Below are 21,672 nucleotides of genomic sequence, written 5' to 3'. Positions count from 1 at the left end.
TGGACAGGAGGCAGGAAAATGGATGCGAAGACTGGTGACGTGGGCGGCTGCCCGGTGCCTCACGACGGTGGCGTACGAGCGCTGCTTGGCCGGACCAACAAGGACTGGTGGCCCGAAATGCTGGCGACCGAGATCCTCAACCCCAACGGTTCGACCAATCCTCACGGCGAAGACTTCGACTATGCGGAGGCCTTCAACGCGCTCGATTACAACGGGCTCAAGGCCGACCTCACCGCACTGATGACCGATAGCCAGCCCTGGTGGCCGGCGGACTATGGCCATTACGGCCCGTTCTTCATCCGCATGGCCTGGCACGCGGCGGGCACCTACCGTACGGCCGACGGCCGCGGCGGCGCCAACAGCGGGCAGCAGCGCTTCGCTCCGCTGGATAGCTGGCCCGACAACGGCAACCTCGACAAGGCCCGCCGACTGCTGTGGCCGATCAAGCAGAAGTATGGGAAGAACATCAGCTGGGCCGACCTGTTCATCCTCGCCGGCAACGTCGCGATTGAGAGCATGGGCGGGCCGGTGTTCGGCTTCGGCGGCGGCCGCGCCGACGTGTTCGAACCCGAGCGCGACATCTACTGGGGTTCGGAAGACAAATGGGTCAACCAGGGCGTTCAGACCCGCATCGCGCCCGAGCACGGCTTTCAACAGATCGAAGGCCCGCTCGCGGCGATCCAGATGGGCCTGATCTACGTCAATCCCGAAGGGCCGCAAGGCAACCCGCACGACGACGCCGGCATGGCGCGCGACATGAAGGAAACCTTCGCGCGCATGGCGATGAACGACGAAGAGACCGTGGCGCTGACGGCGGGCGGTCATACGTTCGGCAAGGCGCACGGCAATGGTGATCCTTCGACCCTGGGTGCAGCCCCGGCCGGCAGCGATCTCGCCGCGCAAGGCTTCGGCTGGGTCAGTGGCGAAGCCCATGGCGGGATTGGCGAGCATACCGTGACCAGCGGCATCGAAGGCGCCTGGACCAACGTACCCAACAAGTGGACGGAGAACTATTTCCGCTTGCTGCTCGACTATGATTATGAGCTGGTGAAGAGCCCGGCTGGTGCCAACCAGTGGCAGCCGATCGACCAGAAGGAAGAGGACATGGCCCCTGCGGCCTGGGATCCGAACCTGAAGGTCCCGACGATGATGACCACCGCCGACATGCAGCTCAAGCGTGACCCGGCATATCGCGCGATCAGCGAGAAGTTCAGGAACGACCATGAGGCGTTCAAGGACGCCTTCGCGCGCGCCTGGTTCAAGCTGACCCACCGCGACATGGGGCCCAAGGTCCGTTACCTCGGGCCGGAAGTCCCGGCCGAAGACCTGATCTGGCAGGACCCGATCCCCGCCGGCACGATGCCTTCCGATGCGGACGTCAAGGCGGTCAAGGACAAGATCGCGGCCAGCGGCCTGACGGTCAGCCAGCTCATCAAGGCGGCGTGGGCCTCGGCTTCGACCTACCGCAAGTCCGATCACCGAGGCGGCGCGAATGGCGCGCGGGTGGCGCTGGCGCCCCAGAAGGACTGGGATGTCAACGAACCGCAACTGCTCGCCAAGGTGATCGACACGCTGAACGGGCTGCGCGGCTCGATGAGCCTTGCCGATGCGATCGTGCTCGGTGGCGTGGTGGGCCTCGAGAAGGCGGGCGCTACTAACGTGCCATTTACCGGCGGCCGCGGCGACGCGACCGCGGAGCAGACCGACGCCGACAGCTTCGCCGTGATGGAGCCGGAAGCGGACGCGTTCCGCAACTATGTCGGCAAGAAGAAGCTCGCGGTGAAGACCGAGGAGATGATGCTCGACCGCGCCAGCCTGCTCGGCCTGTCGGTGCCCGAGATGGTGGTGCTGGTCGGCGGTCTTCGCGTGCTCGGCGCCAATCACGGAGAGCGCGGCCACGGACACCTCACCAAGCGTTCGGGCCAGCTCACGAACGACTTCTTCGTCAACCTGCTCGACATGACCAATGTGTGGAAGGCGGTCGATGGATCGGGTGACGAGGAATATGTCGCCACCGACCGCGCCGGCGGCCACGAAGCCTGGCGGGCAACCCGCGCGGACCTGATCTTCGGATCGAACGCGGAGCTTCGCGCGGTCTGCGAAGTCTATGCCGAGAAGGGCGGCGAAGCGAAGTTCGCGAAGGACTTCGTCAAGGCTTGGACCAAGGTGATGAACGCGGACCGTTTCGATCTGGCAGGATCGAACGCCAAGGCCTCTGCGGCATCGCGCGAGCCAGAGCTGGCCAAGTAGGTAGGGCTTAGATCCGCCGCGGCATCGGCCTCTGGTGCCGCGGTGGGCTCTTAGTTGGTCGAGCTCGCGGGGACGAGTTCGCGCACGATCTCGCGAAGGCTGTCCGCGAGCAACTGGAACTCATTCTCGCGTGGGCTCGAACGTCGCCAGATCAGCGCGATGCGGCGGAAGCCGTGATCCGACCGCAATGGCTTGGCATCGACGCCTGTTCCCTCAAGGATTCCGGCCTCGATCGCCATGGCAGGAATGAAGGTCAGCCCAAGCCCGTTGTCGACCATCTGCACAAGCGTATGAAGCGAAGTACCCATCATCGCCGCATTGGCCCGAAGCTCGGGTCGGTTGCATGCCGACAGGGCATGATCCTTCAGGCAGTGGCCATCCTCAAGCAGCAGAAGACGATTTTCGTCGATCGTATCGACATCGATCATTTGATCGCTCGGCGCCTCTCCGTGCGGATAAGCGACATAAAGACGATCTTCGAACAGTGGCGCATGATCCACGTCGCCACAGCCGAACGGGAGCGCCAGAAGGACGCAATCGAGTTGGCCCCGGTGAAGCGCTTCGCAGGCCGCCTGACTGGTCTCTTCGCGCAGGTAGAGCTTCAGCGAGGGCCATTGGGTTCGAAGCCGTGGCAACATCGCTGGGAGAAGGAAGGGGGCAATGGTTGGAATTACACCCATGCGCAGCTCGCCGTGCAGCGGCTTGCCTTCGGCCCGCGCGAGCTCCGCGAGTTCTTCGGCTTCTCGAAGCACCAGGATCGCCTTGTCGGCAATCTTTTCGCCCAGAGCGGTGAACCGGACCAGTCGTCGGGTCCGCTCAACCAATGTGATGCCCAGCAAAGCCTCCAGCTCACGCAGCCCCGCGGATAGGGTGGACTGCGTGACGAAACTTGCCTCAGCAGCTTTGCCGAAGTGCCCGAAGCGGCGGAGGGCGACCAAATATTGCAGTTGCTTGATGGTCGGAAGGTGGACGATCATTTATCGAAAATTCCAATCACTGTGCTCGTTATAATGCACTTGAACGATTGAAGCCAGCACTCTACCTGCGGCCTCAGTCATTGTGCACCGCAACACAAATAACTGGAGAAATTATGCTGACCGTTGGGGACAAGCTTCCCGCACTTACCGTTCCTGTTCAGCAGGGCACCGCTGCCTTGCCTGCCGGCGAGACTCTCGACCTGGGCAACACCGGAGGACGTTGGAAAATCCTGTTCTACTGGCCGAAGGACTTCACCTTCGTCTGCCCGACCGAGATCGTTGGCTACGGCGAACTGAAGCAGGACTTCGCCGATCGCGATGCCGACCTGATCGGCGCTTCGACCGACACCGCCCATGTGCACTTCGCCTGGCGGAAGTCGGACGAGCAGCTGGCCGAGGCGGACTTCCCGTGGATCGCCGACAACAAGAAGGAACTGGCTGATGCGCTGGGCATCATCGCGCCGGACGAAGGTGTCGCCTATCGCGCGACCTTCATCATCGATCCGGACAATGTGATCCAGCATGTCGCCGTCAACGGACTCAACGTAGGCCGGAACCCGGCCGAAACGCTTCGCGTTCTTGACGCGTTGCAGACGGACGAGCTTTGCCCTTGCAACTGGAATGATGGCGAAGAAGTATTGAGGCCAGCGGCCTAACCGGCCAACGAATCCTGCTGCTAACGCGACGCGAGCAGCAGAGGCGGCGGGGGTATTCTCCCCTAAATTATGCCCCCGCCGCCAATTCTTTCCCAAATCGATCGATTGAACCGATCCAGCCCGCTGGAGGATGGCCCATGCATGGCCTCAAGGATTTTGCCGACACGTTGCCCGATTACGCCAAGGACTTGAGGCTGAACCTCAGCTCTATCCTGTCCGATCAACTACTCGGCGATCAACGCAAATATGGACTGCTGCTCGCTTGCGCCCATGGAACGGGCCATCGGCCCCTGGTGGCTGCCGCCGAAGCCGAGGTTGACGGCAAGCTGAGCGCGGAGGCGGCCAATGCGGCGCGCGGCGCAGCTGCCGTGATGGCGATGAACAATGTCTATTATCGCTTCGTCCACCTGGCTTCGAACCCCGAATATGCGACCATGCCGGCCAAGCTCCGGATGAACTTCATCGGATCGCCCGGAATTGCGAAGGACGATTTCGAACTGTTCAGTCTGGCCGTCTCGGCGATGAATGGGTGCGGGATGTGCATCGACAGTCATGAAAAGCTGTTGAAGCAGCATGGCGTGAAGCCCGAAGCGATTCAGTCGGCGGTCCGAATTGCCGCCGTACTAAAGGCGGTGGCGACGGTTCACGCCACGCTTTAGGCGCGTACTAGCTGAGGGCTCGATATAGTCCGTAGGCGCTTGTGATCGTCAGGACCGAGCCGACGAAGGTCAACAGCAGGTCTGCATTGACCCTTTTGGCGATCCAGGCGCCGAACGGCGCGGCGGCGACCCCGCCAATCAGAAGGCCAAGTGTCGCAGTCGTGAAGGCAGCCCAGCCGAGCGTCGCAATGAATGTAGCCGAGATTGTCACGGTCAGGAAGAATTCCGCAGTGTTGACGGTTCCGATCGTCTTGCGGGGGTTGCTGCCCTGAACGAGCAGGTTGGAGGTTACGATCGGGCCCCAGCCGCCGCCGCCAGCCGCATCCAGGAATCCGCCGGCAAGGCCAAGAGGCGCCACTACCTTCGGGGCCTTCTCCGTATGCTTGTGCATCACACCGCGGTAGAGAAGGTAGGCGCCAAGCACCGTCAGATAGGTCAGGACGAAGGGCTTCGCGACGTCCGCATGTATCTGGGTCAATAAGTAAGCGCCCGTTACGCCTCCCAGTACGCCCGGGATGACGATCCGGAAGAACAGTTTCCAGTCGACGTTGCGATGCGCAACGTGGCTGATGCCAGAAACGGCGGTCGTAAAGGTTTCGGCCGTATGGACGCCAGCTGAGGCCGCCGCGGGCGGGACGCCGGTGGCGATGAGGAGCGTGCTCGAGATCAGGCCGAAGGCCATGCCGAGTGCGCCGTCAATCAACTGGGCGGCGAAGCCGATCAGGATGAAGGTCACGAGGACGGCCGGATCGGCCAGCAGTTCCGTGGGAATGCCCGTTCTCCACCCTGTTGATAGACATTAACTGCCCGAGTTGATGCGGGGGAGCAACACTGCCCGGCGCATGGAAAGGGCCATTCGCCTTTTCATTACGGGCCTGAACGCTTAAATTAGGGGCGAAAAGCAGAAGGACGCCACGATTGGCTTCGACCCTTGTTGAGTATCTCGATTCCGTAAAGGCCAGAGATCCGGCCGCGCGGTCGCGCTGGGAAATATTGATCTATCCTGGCGTTTGGGCGCTTGGCCTCCACCGCGTAGCCCACTGGCTGTATGGCGGGCAGCTATATTTCCTCGCACGGCTCGTGAATCATTTCTCGCGCGCGATCACCGCGATTGACATCCATCCGGGCGCCAAGATCGGCGAGCGCTTCTTCATCGACCACGGCTTCACCGTTATTGGCGAAACGGCCGAGATCGGGGACGACGTCACCATCTACCAGAACGTGACGCTGGGCGGGACCAATCCTTCCACCGGTGTGGGCGGCAAGCGGCACCCGACGCTTTGCAATGGTGTCGTGATCGGCTCCGGTGCTCAGGTCCTTGGCCCTATCGAAGTGGGGGAGGGCGCGAAGGTGGGCGCCAATTCCGTGGTGACGAAGGACGTCGTCCCGCAAAGCACGGTGGTCGGGATTCCGGCCAAGCCGGTACCGGTCGACACGGTCCACTATAGCCCCGGCTTCGTTCCTTATGGAACGCCCTGCGGCGAAGATTGCGACCCGGCGCGCGCTCGTTTGGTCGAGCTGGAGGAAGAAATAGACGCGCTGCGCAGGGAAGTGGCAGAGCTTCGTGCGCGAAGCCAGCCAAAGCCAAAGGTCAAAAGCGCTTGAGCGTGATCACGCCGTTTCCGCATCCGCGGGACCGGCGAGCTGTCGCGACATTCGATCGAGCCGAACTGCAACGCATCCTCGACCTATATGGGCGAATGGTCGCGGCTGGCCATTGGCGCGACTATGGCCTTTGGTTCGACGCCGATGTCGCGGTCTTCGCGGCATTCCGGCGCACCGCCGAGCAGCCGGACGTGCGGATAGAGAAACGCCCCCAGCTCCAGTTGAAGCAGGGGGCGTTTGCCCTGGTTTCACAGCATGGAATGGTCGTGAAGCGGGGCCATGAACTCCACGGTGTCCTGGCCCCGCTTGAGCGCCGCCTTATGCGGCTTGTGCGGGATTAGCCGACGGCCGATTGACCAGCGGTAGCCGCTCCTGAAGGCTTTCCGGCAACGGGCCCACCACGAGGGCGCGTGCCTGGGTCCAGAAGGCCGAAAGCATCAGCAGTGCCGACCCGATCACAAGCGCAGTCAGAGCAACGTTGAGCTCGACTGCCCCAAATTCCCGGAACAATGCGTTCAGCGCATAGAGCACATAGGCCAGCGCGGAGACGAGCAACGCACGGCGATCGACGGCGAGCGCGGTCAGGCCCAGCACGACATAGAGCAGGACGGCGATAAAGCCCTCGCTGACCGTCGCAGTATTATTGTTGAGCCCGAGCAGCGTGAAGATCGGGTGGACGATCATCGGTGCCGCAAGCAGGTGGAGCCAGAAGGCTACGTCGGCGCGGCGGGTAAGGCGGGCCCTGTCCGATCCGTCCCACCACATTGCGAACAGGAACATGCCGATCCCGAGGAACAGCACAAAGCCAAGTATCAAGTTCTGCGACTGCTCGGCAGTCTGTCCCAGCGCCGCCACCAGCAGTGCAAGGACGATACCAGCAACCGAGGCGGCCCCAGCGGCGACCGTGATGGGAACACGGAAGCGCTTCCAGTGAAGCCAGGCAGCGGACGCAGCGATGGCAGCCGAAATGGCACCGATCACGCCGCCTAGTTGCGGATTGTCATCGAGAGCCGGGCCGGTTCCCATCACCAAGGCGAATCCGGCGGTAGCGAGCACGCCGAACACGAAGGTCAGCAACAGCAGGATCGACGGCAGCGCCATGCGTCGCTTGGCGGTGAAGAAGAGTGCAAGGCCCCAGCTGGTCGCTGCGACCAGCGCGGGTGCGATCGGGGAGGGACCGTCCGATTCAATAATCAGGCCCGTGCGCATGCCGATCCACTGACCGATGAAGCCCACGGCAAACAACAGGATCGCAGCAGCGATCGAAACAAAGATGTCGTTGAAACCGGTAATGAGCCGGAAATTTTCTTCATCAACGGCAGGTGAGCGCCGCTGTAGGTCGACAAAGTTGCGGAGCGATGCGGCTGCCTCGGCGCTCATTGCGCCGGCGGCTACCGCTTCGTCGAGATCGTTCTGGCTGTACATCGACAATATCCTCCCTGATGCCCCTAAGGTCGCACAGGTGTATTATTGTGTCAATACAGCGTTACGGGAAGCAAGATGGGGTGGCCGGCGTCCATTCAGGGGGGTGAAGGGGGGACGCCGGCCTAGCTCGGAATTCGAATTGCTATTTGCACTTCACGCGGCTGCGATCGATCTTGCGGCCGACCAAGGCTCCGGCCGCCGCACCGATGATGGTCCCGGTTGCACGTTCGCCCTTGGTGTCGATGGCGCGACCGATCAAAGCGCCGCCGGCACCGCCGATAATGAGTCCAACGGTACCGTCAGGCCGCTTGCAACGGTAGCGGCCATGAGAATCCTGCCAGATGCGCCCATTGTAGGCGTGACCTTCCGCCTGACTGAACGCTGGAAAGAGCGGAACGGCCAGGCTTGCGGTTGCCACGGCCAGAACAATTTTACGCATTTAGACATCCCCTTTTCGCGCCGCATCGCGGGTCGTTGCGTCACCTTGTCGACGGCGGCGGAAATGACCAGCCGTCTATAACCGTTACCATGCCGATTTACGGTGAACCGTTGGACGTGGAGTGCCAGAGCGGGCGCTTGCCATCCAGAATGGACGCGTCGATAGGTCTGCCGATGGCTACTCGCGGCGAACATCTGATCCATGCCGACCGGGGCTTTGCGACCGGCGCAGGGATAATCGGCAGTATAGCTGCCCCCGCGTTCAAGCGCGTCCTCGACCACTTGCATGAACGGCTCGAGACTGGCGGGATCGAGGCATCACTGCCTGACGGCAGCGAGCGTCGGATCGGCTTTCATCGTCCAGGCCCGGTCGCAATCGTTGCTGTCCACAGCTGGATCGCGCTCGTCCGACTGGTCACGTCCGGATCCGTCGGCTGGTACAGGGCATGGGCGGCGGGCGAGTGGAGTTCGCCCGACCCGGTTCCCCTGTTCGAGCTGTTCATGAGGAACGGTAGATCGCTGGGCGAGATCGCGCGCGCCAAGGGTGCGCGGCGGTGGATCAATGCCTTGGCGCACCGGCTGCGCGACAACCGGATTGGCCAGGCGAAGGAGAATATCGCCGCGCACTACGATTTGGGGAACGACTTTTACGCGGAGTGGCTGGACCCCAGCATGACCTATTCGTCGGCGCGATTTGCGGCCGGCGACACGCTTGAACGCGCCCAGCTTCGAAAGATCAGGATGCTGCTGGATCGGCTCAATTTGAAGCCGGGCGATCGCCTGCTCGAAATTGGATCTGGCTGGGGAACGCTGGCAATCGAAGCCGCCAAAAGGGGCGTAAGGGTTGTTGGCCTGACCTTGTCTGCAGAGCAGAAAAGTTGGGCTGAAGAAAAGATTGCCGCATCGGAATTATCGGATCTGATCGAGATCCGGCTGCAGGATTATCGGGAGATTCGCGAACAATTCGATGCGGTCGCCTCGGTCGAGATGGTCGAGGCGGTAGGCGAACGCTGGTGGCCCGCCTATCTCGATTGCATCGCGTCCAACCTGAAGCCGTGCGGGCGTGCAGCGTTGCAGTTCATCAGCATTCGGCACGAACTGTTCGATAGCTATTCGCGCAATGCGGACTTCATCCAGGCCTATATTTTCCCCGGCGGCATGCTGATTGACGAGCCCCGGTTCAGGACGCTGGCAAAGGAGCGCGGCCTCGGTTGGGAGGATCGAGACGGCTTCGGGCTCGACTATGCCGAGACGCTGCAGCAATGGCGCGAGCGATATGACATGGCCGTGCTCGAAGGCCGACTAAGCGGCTTCAGCGACCTGTTCCACAACCTGTGGCGCTATTACCTGATGTATTGCGAAGGCGGTTTCCGGGGCGCCGGAATTGACGTCGCCCAGGTAACGATGGCGAAAGCCTAGCCATCCACCCGAAGGCGGCTGCCCGTTTCCGCGTCGCCAGACAGACTCTCGACGATCGCCGCGGCGACGACCTCCGGGGGTTTCAGGCTTGCCGGCTCTTCACCCGGGAATGCGAGTTGGCGCATCCTGGTGCGCGTCGCACCCGGATCGACGATCTGGACCCGCAGCTTTCCGGCATATTCCGTTTCATCGGCATAAGCCCCTAGCAGCGTGTCGAACGCTGCCTTCGACGCTCCATAACCGCCCCAAAAGGCGCGGGGCTCACCGCCCACCGAAGAGGTCACGCCGATCACGTCGGCCTTTTCCGCCCGGCGAAGGAGCGGATCGAAGGCTGCGATCATTGCCTGGTTGGCAAGGACGTTGAGCTTGAAGACCTTTTCCAGCTCCTTGGCGTCGAGATGCTCGACTGGTGACAATGACCCAAGCATGGCGGCGTTCAGCACCAATATGTCGAGACTGCCCCAGCGTTCGGCGACCGCCTGTGCAAGCTTCTGGATATTCTCGGAATCGTTGAGATCCATCGGCGCGATCGTGGCGCTGCCGCCGGCCGCATGAATTCTTTCCTCGACCTGTTCCAGTGCTGTTGCACCTCGCGCAGTCAGGATGACATGCGCACCAGCATCGGCAAGCGCTTCCGCGGTCGCGGCGCCGATACCGCGGCTTGCTCCGGTGACAAGCGCGAGCTTGCCTTCGAACGGCTTCGTGTCGGTCATGGAATCCCCTTTAGCGACTGGCGACGAGAGAAAGCTTCTTGAGCTTGCCGTCCTTGTCGCAGTCGGTCAGCGTCGTCGGATAGTTGCCGGTGAAACAGGCGTCGCAACGCTGCGGCGTGGTGGCGTCGCGCTGGTCGCCCAAGGCGCGGTAGAGCCCGTCGATGGAGATGAAGGCCAGGCTGTCCGCATTGATGTAGCGCGCCATCTCTTCGACATTCATCTGGCTGGCAATGAGCTTTGAACGCTCGGGCGTATCGACGCCATAGAAGCAGCTGAATTTGGTCGGCGGCGAGGCAATGCGCATGTGCACCTCCTTCGCACCGGCATCGCGCATCATCTGCACGATCTTCACCGACGTCGTGCCGCGCACGATGCTGTCGTCGACGAGCACGATGCGCTTGCCTTCGATGAGCGCCCGGTTGGCATTGTGCTTCAACTTCACGCCAAGGTGGCGGACATCCTGGCTCGGCTGGATGAACGTCCGTCCAACATAGTGGGAACGGATGATCCCGAGCTCGAACGGAATCCCGGATTCCTGGCTGAAGCCCAAAGCGGCTGGGACTCCAGAGTCTGGAACCGGAACCACATAGTCGGCCTCAATCGGAGACTCACGAGACAGTTCTGCACCGATATTCTTGCGTACTTCGTAGACCGAAGTGCCTTCGATGATGCTGTCAGGCCGCGAGAAATAGACATGCTCGAAGATGCAAGGTCGGGCCTTCGCCGCGGCGAACGGCCGGAAGCTGCGAACGCCGGTTTCGTTGACGATGATCAATTCGCCCGGCTCGACATCGCGAAGGTAGCTTGCGCCGATCACGTCAAGCGCGACCGTTTCCGATGCGAAGAACGTCGCTTCGCCAAGCTTACCCATGACCAGCGGGCGAATGCCCAGCGGATCGCGGCAGGCCACAAGGCCTTCCGGCGTCAGGCAAAGCAGGGAATAGGCGCCCTCGACCTGGCTCAGCGCGTCCGTCAGACGGTCGAGCGGGGTCGAATAGCTGGACGTCGCCACGAGGTGGATGATCACCTCGGTATCGCTGGTCGACTGGAAGATCGAACCGCGACGGATAAGCGCTGCCCTTAAGGTCATGGCATTCGACAGATTGCCGTTGTGGGCGACCGCAAAGCCCCCCTCTGCCAAGTCGGCGAACAGTGGCTGGACGTTGCGAAGCGCGGTCTCGCCTGTCGTCGAATAGCGCACATGGCCGATGCCGACCGGGCCGGACAGCTTTCGGATGATGTCGTCGCGGTCGAAGTTACCGGCGACATGCCCCATTGCGCGATGAGCGTGATAGTTGGTGCCGTCAAAGCTGACGATGCCGGCGGCTTCCTGGCCACGATGCTGCAAGGCGTGAAGGCCAAGCGCTACGAAGCTGGAGGCGGTGTCCGCGCCCCAGATTCCGAAGATTCCGCATTCTTCGCGGAGTTTATCGTCGTCGAACGGGTTGGTGGTCAGCATGATTTTCGTGCGAATCCCCAAGGGTTTGGGCGCATATAGTGGCGCGGCGCGCATTTGTCGCCTTTCGCCTTGCTCAAAGCTGAAGCAAGGTAGCGTCATGCGATCCATCCTCCCTTGGTTCATGCTGCTCGCCGCCTGCTCGCAGGGGCAGGAGCCAGCTCCGTCAATTGCCACCGGCACCTTCGCAGGGGAGGGCCGCGACCGGCTTTGCATCGCGGGAGAGCCCGGCAATTATCGTGGAGGCCTGATCGTCTATGCCGACGGTGATGTGAATTGCTCTGCCGGCGGCAAGATCGATGCCGCGAACGGAGCAATAGCGTTGGTCCCCCGGGGGGAAGGCGACTGCCGCATCCCGCTGGCTATCGATGGCAACGCGGTCCGGATCGGCGATGTGCCGGCGGCATGTTCATATTATTGCGGGCCGGGCGCGGCGATGGCCGGCAAGACATTCAACCGGTCCGATGCCGGCGGCCAGGTGGCCGATTTGGCCGGCGATCCACTATGTTGAGCGCCCGACATTGCAATTGACCTTTACGGAAACGTAAAGTAGTGACTGCTGCATGCTTCAGCACAAGACGCATTATTCGATTGGCGAGCTGTGCGACGAATTCTCCGTCACGGCGCGCGCCCTCAGGTTCTACGAAGATGAAGCGCTGATCGCGCCCGAACGGCGCGGCACGCAGCGGCTCTATACCGAACGGGACCGCGCCAGGCTGGCCTGGATCCTGAGAGGCAAGCGAGTTGGCCTCAGCCTTTCCGACATCAAGGAACTGCTCGACCTTTATGACATCGGCGACAATCGTCGGACGCAGCGCCTGAAGACGATCGAGCGCTGCCAGGGCCAGGTCGACAAGCTCAAGCAACAACGCGTCGACATAGATGCGACCATCAAGGAACTGGAAGGCTTCATAACGCTGGTGAAGTCCCAGACCGCCGATCAATCTACACAAGGGAAATAGCTGCGATGCCCGTCTATTCCGCACCCATTCGCGACACGAAATACGTCCTCGACCATATCGTCGGCATCCAGAATTTTTCGAACTTGCCCGGCTTCGCGGATGCGACGCCCGACCTGGTCGAAGCAATTCTGACGGAGGGAGGCCGCTTCTGCGAGGAAGTGCTGGCACCGCTGAACCGTGTCGGCGACGAGGAAGGCTGCAAGCGCCTCGACGACGGGTCGGTGACAACTCCTCCGGGCTTCAAGGAAGCCTGGGACCAATTTGTCGCCGGCGGCTGGACGACGCTGCATGCACCGCAGGAATATGGCGGGCAGGGGCTTCCTTCGGTCGTTGCGACCGCGATCGCCGAATATCTCGGATCGGCCAATCACAGCTTCGAAATGTACAATGGCCTGACACAGGGCGCGATCGCCTCGCTGCTGGTGAAGGGATCGGACGAGATCAAGGCGAAATACGTACCCAACATGGTCGCCGGGAAGTGGACCGGCACGATGAACCTGACCGAACCGCATTGCGGTACCGACCTTGGCCTCCTGAAGAGCAAAGCGGATCCCAATCCTGACGGCAGCTATTCGATCAGCGGCACGAAGATCTTCATCTCGTCGGGCGAGCATGACCTGTCGGAGAACATCATTCACCTGGTGCTGGCCAAGATCGCTGGAGCGCCGGACAATGTGAAGGGCATTTCCTTGTTCGTGGTGCCGAAGTTCCTGGTCAACGAGGATGGGTCGCTAGGCGAGCGCAACGGCGTCACCTGCGGCTCGATCGAGCACAAGATGGGCATCCACGGCAATTCGACCTGCGTGCTCAATTATGACGGGGCAACGGGCTGGCTTGTCGGCGAAGCGGAAAAGGGCCTGGCCGCCATGTTCATCATGATGAACGCGGCGCGGCTTGGCGTCGGCCTGCAGGGCTTGGCGCAAGGCGAGGTCGCTTATCAGAACGCCGTCGCCTACGCGAAGGATCGCCGTCAGGGCCGGGCGCTGAAGCCAGAGGATCGCGACCCCGAGGCCAAGGCCGACAATCTATTCGTTCACCCCGATGTCCGCCGGATGCTGATGGAGGCGAAGGCCTTCAACGAAGCGGCCCGCGCGCTGATCCTTTGGGGCGCGCTTCAGGTCGATCTCAGTCGCAAGGCCCAGACCGAAGAGGAGCGGCTGGCTGCCGATGACCTCATCTCGGTGATGACTCCGGTGATCAAGGGATATCTGACCGATCGCGGGTTCGAGACCGCGGTCAACGCGCAGCAGGTTTTCGGAGGCCACGGCTATATTCGGGAATGGGGCGTGGAGCAGTTCGTCCGCGATGCCCGGATTGCGCAAATCTATGAAGGGACCAACGGGGTCCAGGCGATGGACCTGGTCGGGCGCAAGCTTGGCAAGGATGGCGGACGTGCGATCCGGGCCTACTTCGAGGCCGTCGGTAGCGACATCGCCGAAGCCAAGGCTTCCGGCGATCCGGCCGGCATCGCCGATCAGCTTGAAAAAGCGCTCCAACATCTGCAGGCGGCGACCATGTGGATGGCCCAGAACGGTATGGCCGATCCCAACAATGCCGGGGCCGGAGCCTATGCGTATATGCAGCTGATGGGGCTCGTCAGCCTCGGCTGGATGTGGCTCAAGATGGCGGGCGCATCGGAGAAGCTTAAGGACCAGCCCAATGAGGACAAGGCGTTCCACGAAGCCAAGCTGCTGACGGCAAGCTTCTTCGCGGATCGGGAGCTGGTGACGGCTGGAGCCCTGCGCCGGAAGGTGGAAGCCGGTGCCAACAGCGTGATGGCACTACCGGTCGAAGCGTTCTGATCTGTTAGCCTGTGGCCTTGTCGCGGTCCGAACCGACGTACCAAGGCTGCAGCATGGTCACCTCGTTCGCTTTCTGCCGCTTGGCAGCGAGCCGGCCGAGATCGAATGTTTCCGTGAATTGAACGCCGAATTTGCCGGCATGTGACCAGCGCACGGCACCCACGACCGGGCCGACGCCGACGATGTCGATCGTCAGGGTCTGGCCCGGCGCCACAGGTTCATCACATTCGACCAAGGCCCCCATGGCCGAAATGTTGCGCAGCCGGATCTCGGTTGTGACGCCATTCACTGCCGCGATGGCGCGCCGCATCAGGCGATGGCGTGGCTCGCGGATGCACTGGAACCCTTCGGCCTCGACGCGCGAGCTGTTGGCCAGTTCACGCGCTTCTTCGGCTTTCATGGGTTTGCCGAAGATGTAGCCCTGAACCTGGCTGACGCCCAGTTCGCGGATCAGGTAGAGATCGTCATGGGTCTCGACGCCCTCTGCGGTGGTGTCCATGTCGAGGCTCTCGGCGAGCGAGACGATGGCGCGGATGATGGCTCCGTTGCGCTTCGTCGTGGAAGCCGCACCGCGAACGAAGCTCTGGTCGATCTTGATCTTGTCGAACGGTGCCTTCTTCAAATAGCCGAGCGAGGAATAGCCGGTTCCGAAATCGTCGAGGGCAAGCCGTACGCCCAGCGACTTCAACCTTGCGAAGGTACCGTCGGTCGCGTCGCTGTCGGCGAGGAACACGCCTTCCGTGATTTCAAGCTCCAGCCTGGCCGGCTCGAAGTCATGCTCTGCGAGGAGAGCTGCGACAGCATCAACGATGTTGGGGTCGTTGAACTGGATCGGCGACAGGTTGACAGCGATGCGCACATTGTCTGGCCAACCGGCGGCCTCCGCGATGGCCGCCTGGAGGACGAACTCGCCAATGCGTCCGATCATCCCACATTCTTCTGCAAGCGGGATGAATTTGTCGGGAGAGATCGGTCCGCGGGTTTGATGGTTCCAACGAACCAGGCATTCGAAGCCCGAGATTTCCTCGCTGGCGACCCGCACGATCGGTTGGAACGCAACCCACATTTCCCCACGATCCAGGGCCTGCCGAAGGTCATTTTCCAGCAGCTGACGGTCAGCGGCCTCGCTGTGCATCGACGGTTCGTAGAAGCAATGCTTGCCGCGGCCGGCCGCTTTCGCAGCGTACAGTGCCAGGTCGGAATTGCGGATCATGCTGTCGGCGCAGCTCTTGCCCGGATCGCCGATGGCGATGCCGACCGATGCGCCGATCACCACGCGATGGCCTTCGATGATGTAGGGCCGCGAAACATGGTCGATGAGGGTCCGCGCAAGGCTTTCGAGCAGGCCGGTTTCAACCGTGCCGGGAAGAACGGCCTTGAACTCGTCGCCGCCAAGGCGGCCAACCTGGCCATGGTCACCCATGACCGACTTCAATCGGTCGGCGACCTGGCGCAACAGTGCATCGCCGATCGGATGGCCAAGCGTGTCATTGACGTTCTTGAATCGATCGAGGTCGATCAGGAACAGAGAGCAGCCCTTGCGACGGTTGGTCGCGTTACGGAGCGCCTCGTCGAGCGTCTGCCGCATCAGCGCGCGGTTCGGGAGGCCGGTAAGGGAGTCGAACCGGGCAAGCCGTGCGACTTCCTGTTCGGTGCGGCGCTGCTCCGTCAGGTCGGTACCGATGCCGCGAAAGCCGAGGAAGCGCCCGCGCTCGTCGAACAGCGGATTGCCCGAGAGCGACCAGTGAATGTCGTCGTCGGACGCCGCGCGGACGATCACGTCGCTGAACGGGAAGCGCGCCGAGAGGTGGAAGCCTAGCGTGCGTTCCTCGCGCAAGCTGTCGGCCGATCCGGAATCAACCGAAAGCAGATCGGTGAACTGGCGGCCGAGCAATTCCTCGGGGTTGCACTTGAAGTCGTCGGCCAGCTGCTGCGACACGTAGGAGAGCGTGCCGAGGTTGTTGGTTTCCCAGAACCAGCCCCGGCCGCTGTTCTCGAATTCGTCGACGAACTGGAGCGCCTTGCGAGCCTGTGCTTCAAGGCGAAGCCGCGCCCGGGCATTCGTCATCACGGTCCTGGCACCAGCGACGCTGTAGGCAACGTTGATGATTGCCAGGAAGCCGATGCCAGCAAGTACTTCGGGACGATCGGAGACAGCCAATGAGCCGGTGATCGCTACCAGAGCATTGGTGATTGCAACCGGGGGAGAGGAAATGGAGACAATCGTCGCCGCGCCCAGGCCGGCCCCGAACGAAAGGGCAATGAAGCCGATGCTTGAGGCGCCCAGAGTGCAGGCGAGGGTAAGGCCATAGGCCAGCCACAGGGCGCCGCTGACGCCAATATATCCACATAATCCGCTGGAGATCGCCCTTGGTGAGAGGCCCAGCCTGCGCCGATACTTCAAACCAAGATAGGCCGCCGCATCGACCGCACCGACCGCCAGCAGCGGAACGAGCGGGTTGCACTCGAGCGGCGCGAAAATCGACATTGGGTGAACGAGGAAACAGGCCAGTCCCCAGACGAGATGGGTGGCGCCGAGAAGCAAGGGCGCGAGCTCGAACATGGCGACGCGCTGCGCCGCCAGATTGTCGTCGTCGGACGAATCCGGCGCCCTGAGATCAAATGTCAGAGCGTCCTGGACCGAAGCCCGCTCATTCAATTCGTCGCCGTCGGAAACGGCGAACCGAGCCCTGCGCATCCCCTAATACACTCCCTCAAGTGTCTGGGGTTAACGCGAAAGGATTAACGCAACGTCAAATCGACGTGATTGTCAGTAACTTAACTCTGTTCTTCGGGCAGGAAATCGGGGACCGAGAGATAGCGCTCGCCCGTGTCATAATTGAATCCGAGGATCCGCGGATTTCCGCCCAGTTCCGGAGCCTTCTGGGCGATTGCGGCCAGGGTCGCGCCGGACGAGATGCCGACCAGCAGCCCTTCCTCCCGCGCCGCCCGCCGAGCCATTTCCTTGGCATCTTCCGGCGCGACCTGGATGACTCCGTCCAGCACGGATACATCGAGGTTCACTGGAATAAACCCGGCGCCAATGCCCTGGATCGGGTGCGGCGAGGGCTGGCCGCCGGAAATGACGGGCGACAAGGTCGGCTCGACCGCGAAGACCTTCAGAGACGGCCAAGCTTGTTTGAGAACCCTTGCGCAGCCGGTGATGTGGCCGCCAGTTCCGACACCGGTGATCAGCGCGTCGAAAGGCTGGTCCGCGAAGTCGGCCAGGATTTCCTGCGCCGTGGTGCGCACATGGACGTCGATATTGGCCGGGTTGTCGAACTGCTGCGGCATCCACGAACCGGGCGTGGCGGCGATGATTTCTTCGGCCCGGGCGATGGCGCCCTTCATGCCTTTTTCGCGGGGCGTAAGATCGAACTCCGCGCCATAGGCAAGCATCAAGCGGCGGCGCTCGATCGACATGCTGTCGGGCATGACCAGGACCAGGCGGTAGCCCTTCACTGCCGCGACCATGGCCAGGCCGATGCCGGTGTTGCCGCTGGTCGGCTCGACGATCACGCCGCCGGGTTTCAGCTTGCCGCTGCGTTCGGCATCCTCGACCATCGACAGGGCGATGCGGTCCTTGATCGATGCGGCCGGGTTCGACCGTTCCGACTTGATCCAGACTTCGGCCTTGCCGTCGAACAGGCGGTTCAGGCGGATATGCGGGGTGTTGCCGATCGTCTCGAGGATGTTGGCGGCCTTCATGAAAGGATCTCCTTTGCGGCAATGCGGCTCTAAATCAGGGTTGAGAGAAGCGATACAAGGTCAGACGCCGCTGGCGATGACCGCGTCCTGGGGCGGCGGCTCTTCAGCCAGTTCGAATGTCTTGGCGCGGCGAAGTTCGGGGAAAAGGAGCGCCCACAGCAGGGTGACGCCGATGGCCGCGATCCCGCCCGCGACCGTCGCGGCTACTGGTCCAAGCAGGGCGGCGGAAAAGCCGCTGCGCGTTTCGCCCAGCTCATTGGAGGCCGAGATTGCGAGCGTCGACGCGGCGGCAACCCGTCCGCGCATTTCGTCTGGCGTGTGCAACTGGATCAGCGATTGCCGAATGTAGACCGAGAACATGTCCGCACCGCCAAGCAGTGCCAGCATCGCTAGCGACAATAAGTAGGATCGTGAGAAACCGAACACGGCGGTGGCGGCGCCGAACACAACGACGGCGGCCAGCATCTTCACACCGACATTGGTTTTCAGCGGGCGAACGGAGAAGAACAGCGCCGTCAGGGTGGCGCCGACCGCCGGTGCAGCGCGGAGCGGGCCGAGCCCGTCAGCTCCGACCTGCAGGATGTCGCGTGCATAGAGCGGCAGCATTGCGGTGACGCCGCCAAGCAGCACTGCGAACAGGTCGAGCGTGATCGCGCCGAGGACGAGGCGATTGCGGCGGACATAGGAGAGGCCGTCGAGCATCTGGCGCAGCGGGCTGCCGGGCTTCAGCGCGGTGCGCGGGAGCGGGCCGATGGTGAAGAGGCAGATCGCCGAGAAGGTGAACAGAGCCGCGCTGAGCGCGTAGGGCAGGTGGGGAGTGACGTCGTAAAGAATGCCGCCGAGCGCGGGCCCGATGATTGCTCCTGATTGCCAGGCGGTGGAGCTCAGCGCGATGGCGTTTGGGAGAATCTCTCGTGGAACCAGGTTGGGCGCCATGGCCCCAAGCGCCGGACCGGCGAAGGCGCGGGCCACGCCGAGAAGGGCAGCGACCCCGAACAGGATCGGAAGGCTGATAAAGCCGCCAAAGGTGGCCGCGAACAGGATGAGCGCGCAGAGGAGTTCGAGCAAGATTACTGCCCGGGCGACGTGCCGCCGGTCGAGGCGATCCGCCGTCCATCCGCTGATCGGTGTCAGGACGAAGAGCGGTACGAACTGGACCAAACCGATCAACCCAAGCTGGAATGCGGCTTCGCGGATATCCATGGTTTCGCGGGCGATGTCATAAACCTGCCAGCCGATGACGATGACCATCGCCATCTGGCCGATCGTCGTCGTCAGCCGCGCCAGCCAGAAGGCTCGGAAGTCGGGTATGCGGAGCGGTTCGGGGATCAACGGCACGGGCTTAAGGTCGCAAAAGTCTCAAGGTCGGGCGCCATTTCGTGCGACCTTAGTGACTTTATGGTTTCGGAGGATCGGACGGTAGGACGGTGCGCCGGCATGGCTGCTGCCTAGCCAATGCGAGCCGCGTAGGACAGGGGTTTCGTTACCTGGTCCAAAATGGCTTGTAGTTCCTATTTTGTTCCAATACGTTTGATGGCATGGCCAAGCTCAAGACCCGTTATGTTTGCCAGGCCTGCGGGTCCGAGCAGCACCGCTGGCAGGGGCAGTGCCCCGACTGCGCCGAATGGAACACGCTGGTGCAGGAAGCATCCGGCGTTACGGTTTTTTCCGCCAAGCATGATCTGAGCAGCGGCGGCCGGGCGGTTGAGTTGGTCGGGCTGGACGCAGTCGTCGCCTTGCCGGATCGGATGCGGACGGGGATTGCCGAATTCGACCGCGCCATCGGCGGCGGGATCGTGCCCGGATCGGCGATGCTGCTGGGCGGCGATCCCGGAATCGGCAAGTCGACCCTGCTGCTGCAAGTCGCGGCGAAGCTGGCGGCGTCGGGCCGAGAGGTGGTCTATGTTTCAGGGGAAGAGGCCGCCGACCAGGTCAGGCTGAGGGCCATCCGCCTGGGCCTGGGTAGGGCGCCGGTCCGGCTGGCCGCGGCAACGTCGGTCCGCGACATATTGACCACGGTCAGCCAGGGCGAGCCGCCCGCATTGCTCGTCATTGACTCCATCCAGACGATGCACAGTGACCTGATCGAAGGCGCGCCCGGTACGGTAAGCCAGGTCCGGGCGTCGGCGCAGGAGCTGGTGCGCTTTGCGAAGGACAGGGGCACTGCCGTGGTGCTGGTCGGCCATGTCACCAAGGACGGGACAATCGCGGGGCCACGCGTGCTCGAGCATATGGTGGACACGGTGCTCGGCTTCGAAGGCGAGCGCAGCCACCAGTACCGGATTCTTCGCGCGGCCAAGAACCGGTTCGGCGGTACAGATGAGATCGGCGTGTTCGCGATGGAGGGCGGCGGGCTGGTCGAGGTGCCCAACCCGTCTGCGCTATTCCTGACGCAGCGCGGCGAGCCGGTCAGCGGGACGAGCGTGTTCCCGGCGCTTGAAGGAACGCGGCCGGTGCTGGTCGAAATCCAGGCGCTGGTCGTGCGGCTGGCGAGCGGCGCGACGCCTCGGCGGGCCGCGGTTGGGTGGGACGGAGGGCGGCTGGCGATGGTCCTGGCGGTCCTGGAAGCACGCTGCGGGATCAGCTTCGCGACGGCGGAAGTCTATCTGAACGTCGCGGGCGGCTATCGCCTGAGCGATCCGGCGGCGGACTTGGCGGTTGCTGCCGCGCTGGTGTCGGCGCTGTCGGAGCGGCCCGTGCCGCAGGAGGCGGTGGTGATGGGCGAAATCGCGCTGTCCGGCGAGGTTCGCCCGGTTGCGCACGCAGGACTAAGGCTCAAGGAATCGAACAAGCTGGGCTTCGACCGTGCCTGGGTACCGGCCGGTACGGAAGGGGCGGGCGGCATCTCGCTCAGCCGGTTCGGTAAGCTGAAGGAGCTGGTCGACCAGATTCTTGGCCGTTGATTGCTTGAAACCGGTTACCCGCAACGCCTTACTTGCCGTCGACCATGCTGTCCGGCGGGGCGCTTGATTGCGAAAGGAGCAATTTTTCCGCCTTCGAGCTGCGAGAAATGGAGATCACATGATCGACGCCCTGGATGGTGATCGCCAGCGTCCCCTGTTCGGTCAGAACGATATAGCCTTTTTCCTTCAGATACCATTTGTGGAACTCGAAATGCTCGTGCGAGCATTGCAACATGTCCTGAAGATAAAATCCGACGACGCCGGCGTCACGCGCATCCTCTCTTCTTCGGCGATATAGGTACATCAAGATCCTTGCATGATCGTCAGCATCGTCGAGAGCGGAGGTTTCTTCGATCCCGTCTTCGCTGGTCGAAGGAAAGTCGCGCGGCTCTCCATCGCAATGCTCCGCATGGAGTAGATCATATTCCGCGCGCTTTTCCGGGTCACGCAATATGCCATAAGCTTCGACGACCTGGCCGAATTTCGCGACGTCGGAAGTAGTCGAATGGTCGGGATGATATCTCTTGGCGAGATGATGATAGGCGGATTCCAGCAGCTTTGCGTCGCAATTTGGGCTGACCTGCAGAATACCGTAATAATCGACGAATATTTCCCCGGCAGTCATTTATATTATTGTCCCATAGATGTTCGGACGCATGAACAGCGCCACGGCGACGGCCGGCAGCGAACACCCGCTTC

Annotated in this window: 20 protein-coding genes; 10 read left to right on the top strand and 10 right to left on the bottom strand. The window is 62.4% G+C overall.

Annotated elements, in window-relative coordinates:
• Nucleotides 1–18: 18 nt before the first annotated feature.
• Nucleotides 19–2,250: a catalase/peroxidase HPI gene (katG, locus tag LZ496_RS12880; RefSeq protein WP_249905125.1), complete on the top strand. Its 2,232-nt coding sequence runs from the start codon at nt 19–21 to the stop codon at nt 2,248–2,250.
• 50 nt (nt 2,251–2,300) lie between these two features.
• Here the strand turns inward: katG and LZ496_RS12875 are convergent, their stop codons facing one another.
• Entirely contained in the window at nt 2,301–3,227 is a 927-nt protein-coding gene (locus tag LZ496_RS12875; protein WP_249905124.1) for a hydrogen peroxide-inducible genes activator, read from the bottom strand.
• 113 nt (nt 3,228–3,340) lie between these two features.
• Between LZ496_RS12875 and LZ496_RS12870 the strand changes: the two genes are divergently transcribed.
• Together LZ496_RS12870 and LZ496_RS12865 are read left to right on the top strand one after the other, a co-directional pair.
• The gene (locus LZ496_RS12870) at nt 3,341–3,883 is read left to right on the top strand and encodes a peroxiredoxin (protein ID WP_249905123.1); all 543 of its coding nucleotides are present in this window, start codon (nt 3,341–3,343) and stop codon (nt 3,881–3,883) included.
• A 137-nt stretch (nt 3,884–4,020) separates the two neighbouring features.
• Nucleotides 4,021–4,542, top strand: a complete 522-nt coding sequence (locus LZ496_RS12865) for a carboxymuconolactone decarboxylase family protein (RefSeq protein WP_249905122.1) — start codon at nt 4,021–4,023, stop codon at nt 4,540–4,542.
• A gap of 7 nt (nt 4,543–4,549) precedes the next feature.
• On the opposite strand, the gene LZ496_RS12860 is transcribed toward LZ496_RS12865, so the two are convergent.
• Nucleotides 4,550–5,314, bottom strand: coding sequence for a sulfite exporter TauE/SafE family protein (locus tag LZ496_RS12860; RefSeq protein ID WP_249905139.1), 765 nt, complete (start codon nt 5,312–5,314; stop codon nt 4,550–4,552).
• Nucleotides 5,315–5,460: 146 nt separating this feature from the next.
• Between LZ496_RS12860 and cysE the strand changes: the two genes are divergently transcribed.
• Both cysE and LZ496_RS12850 read left to right on the top strand, forming a co-directional pair.
• On the top strand, nt 5,461–6,147 hold the full coding sequence (gene cysE / locus LZ496_RS12855) for a serine O-acetyltransferase (RefSeq protein WP_249905121.1): 687 nt from the start codon (nt 5,461–5,463) through the stop codon (nt 6,145–6,147).
• Nucleotides 6,144–6,488, top strand: coding sequence for a DUF2794 domain-containing protein (locus LZ496_RS12850; RefSeq protein ID WP_249905120.1), 345 nt, complete (start codon nt 6,144–6,146; stop codon nt 6,486–6,488). The genes cysE and LZ496_RS12850 overlap by 4 nt, the downstream gene beginning before the upstream one ends.
• Here LZ496_RS12850 and LZ496_RS12845 read toward each other — a convergent pair.
• Both LZ496_RS12845 and LZ496_RS12840 read right to left on the bottom strand, forming a co-directional pair.
• Nucleotides 6,466–7,572 carry a hypothetical protein gene (locus LZ496_RS12845; protein ID WP_249905119.1) on the bottom strand — a complete coding sequence of 369 codons (1,107 nt, stop codon included), beginning with the start codon at nt 7,570–7,572 and terminating at the stop codon, nt 6,466–6,468. The two genes, LZ496_RS12850 and LZ496_RS12845, sit on opposite strands and share 23 nt — an antisense overlap.
• Before the next feature lie 142 nt (nt 7,573–7,714).
• Nucleotides 7,715–8,011 (bottom strand): glycine zipper 2TM domain-containing protein, encoded by a 297-nt coding sequence (locus LZ496_RS12840; protein WP_249905118.1) that lies wholly within the window; start codon nt 8,009–8,011, stop codon nt 7,715–7,717.
• Between the two features lie 173 nt (nt 8,012–8,184).
• On the opposite strand from LZ496_RS12840, the gene LZ496_RS12835 reads away from it, so the two are divergent.
• Nucleotides 8,185–9,429, top strand: coding sequence for an SAM-dependent methyltransferase (locus tag LZ496_RS12835; protein WP_249905117.1), 1,245 nt, complete (start codon nt 8,185–8,187; stop codon nt 9,427–9,429).
• Here LZ496_RS12835 and LZ496_RS12830 read toward each other — a convergent pair.
• Nucleotides 9,426–10,142 carry an SDR family NAD(P)-dependent oxidoreductase gene (locus tag LZ496_RS12830; protein WP_249905116.1) on the bottom strand — a complete coding sequence of 239 codons (717 nt, stop codon included), beginning with the start codon at nt 10,140–10,142 and terminating at the stop codon, nt 9,426–9,428. The two genes, LZ496_RS12835 and LZ496_RS12830, sit on opposite strands and share 4 nt — an antisense overlap.
• 10 nt (nt 10,143–10,152) lie before the next feature.
• A complete protein-coding gene (gene purF / locus LZ496_RS12825) occupies nt 10,153–11,601 on the bottom strand; it encodes an amidophosphoribosyltransferase (protein ID WP_249905115.1) in 1,449 nt (482 codons plus the stop codon).
• 97 nt (nt 11,602–11,698) lie between these two features.
• Here purF and LZ496_RS12820 point away from each other — a divergent pair, with 97 nt between their 5' ends.
• From LZ496_RS12820 to LZ496_RS12810, 3 genes are read left to right on the top strand one after another with little or no spacing between them, the layout of a single operon-like run.
• On the top strand, nt 11,699–12,109 hold the full coding sequence (locus tag LZ496_RS12820) for a hypothetical protein (protein ID WP_249905114.1): 411 nt from the start codon (nt 11,699–11,701) through the stop codon (nt 12,107–12,109).
• Nucleotides 12,110–12,161: 52 nt separating this feature from the next.
• Nucleotides 12,162–12,560: a MerR family transcriptional regulator gene (locus tag LZ496_RS12815; protein WP_249905113.1), complete on the top strand. Its 399-nt coding sequence runs from the start codon at nt 12,162–12,164 to the stop codon at nt 12,558–12,560.
• A 5-nt stretch (nt 12,561–12,565) separates the two neighbouring features.
• The gene (locus LZ496_RS12810; RefSeq protein WP_249905112.1) at nt 12,566–14,362 is read left to right on the top strand and encodes an acyl-CoA dehydrogenase C-terminal domain-containing protein; all 1,797 of its coding nucleotides are present in this window, start codon (nt 12,566–12,568) and stop codon (nt 14,360–14,362) included.
• Between the two features lie 4 nt (nt 14,363–14,366).
• Here LZ496_RS12810 and LZ496_RS12805 read toward each other — a convergent pair whose 3' ends face one another.
• From LZ496_RS12805 to LZ496_RS12795, 3 genes are all read right to left on the bottom strand, one after another.
• Nucleotides 14,367–17,060: a putative bifunctional diguanylate cyclase/phosphodiesterase gene (locus LZ496_RS12805; RefSeq protein ID WP_436286476.1), complete on the bottom strand. Its 2,694-nt coding sequence runs from the start codon at nt 17,058–17,060 to the stop codon at nt 14,367–14,369.
• A gap of 80 nt (nt 17,061–17,140) precedes the next feature.
• Nucleotides 17,141–18,070 carry a cysteine synthase A gene (gene cysK, locus LZ496_RS12800; RefSeq protein ID WP_249905111.1) on the bottom strand — a complete coding sequence of 310 codons (930 nt, stop codon included), beginning with the start codon at nt 18,068–18,070 and terminating at the stop codon, nt 17,141–17,143.
• A gap of 60 nt (nt 18,071–18,130) precedes the next feature.
• The gene (locus LZ496_RS12795; RefSeq protein ID WP_249905110.1) at nt 18,131–19,408 is read right to left on the bottom strand and encodes an MFS transporter; all 1,278 of its coding nucleotides are present in this window, start codon (nt 19,406–19,408) and stop codon (nt 18,131–18,133) included.
• Nucleotides 19,409–19,608: 200 nt separating this feature from the next.
• Between LZ496_RS12795 and radA the strand changes: the two genes are divergently transcribed.
• Nucleotides 19,609–20,973: a DNA repair protein RadA gene (gene radA, locus LZ496_RS12790; protein ID WP_249905109.1), complete on the top strand. Its 1,365-nt coding sequence runs from the start codon at nt 19,609–19,611 to the stop codon at nt 20,971–20,973.
• 28 nt (nt 20,974–21,001) lie between these two features.
• Here the strand turns inward: radA and LZ496_RS12785 are convergent, their stop codons facing one another.
• A complete protein-coding gene (locus tag LZ496_RS12785; RefSeq protein WP_249905108.1) occupies nt 21,002–21,598 on the bottom strand; it encodes a DnaJ domain-containing protein in 597 nt (198 codons plus the stop codon).
• Nucleotides 21,599–21,672: the final 74 nt, after the last annotated feature.

Origin of the sequence: Sphingomonas caseinilytica, assembly GCF_023516455.1 — a bacterium.
In the GTDB taxonomy this organism is placed as follows: domain Bacteria; phylum Pseudomonadota; class Alphaproteobacteria; order Sphingomonadales; family Sphingomonadaceae; genus Sphingomicrobium; species Sphingomicrobium caseinilyticum.
Note: the sequence above shows the minus strand (reverse complement) of the source record. Positions and strands in the feature narration are given on the sequence as shown.